1 protein-coding gene is annotated in these 505 nt (G+C 60.4%); it reads left to right on the top strand.

Features of this window, described 5'->3' with window-relative positions:
- Positions 1 to 505, top strand: a 505-nt coding sequence (locus tag GXY01S_RS16855) for a transposase (protein WP_174520999.1), incomplete at both ends; no start/stop codon positions are given.

Below are 505 nucleotides of genomic sequence, written 5' to 3'. Positions count from 1 at the left end.
GGGGCTGGCTTTGGGCTATGAAGATCTCAATGATCACGATGCCTTGCGGCATGACCTGATCTTTGGTCTGGCCTCGGGCCGTCTGTCAGGAGGTCGGGCCAACTGTGCGGCACTGGCCGGAAAATCCACACTGAACCGGTTGGAGCGCAGTGGGCAGCAGGCAGATCGTTACTGTCGGATCATTGCTGATCATGAGGCCCTGGCTACCCTGTTCGTCACGCTCTTCCTTGACCAGCATGAGCACGCACCCGCCCGGATCGTTCTGGATGTGGATGCCACCGATGACCGTATCCATGGCCATCAGGAAGGCCGCGCCTTTCATGGATATTACGGCCATAACTGCTATCTTCCCCTGTATGTCTTCTGCGGGGACCATCTCCTCAGCGCTACCCTGCGCACGGCAGACAGGAATCCGGGGAAGGAAGCACTGGCAGACATCCGCCGGATCGTGGAGCAGATCAGGAGCCGCTGGCCCCGGGTGCGTATCCTGGTGCGTGGGGACAGC

The sequence above is a fragment of the Komagataeibacter xylinus NBRC 15237 genome (assembly GCF_001571345.1).
GTDB lineage: Bacteria > Pseudomonadota > Alphaproteobacteria > Acetobacterales > Acetobacteraceae > Komagataeibacter > Komagataeibacter xylinus.
The sequence above is the reverse complement of the archived record's forward strand: the minus strand, read 5'-3'. Positions and strand labels throughout refer to the sequence as shown.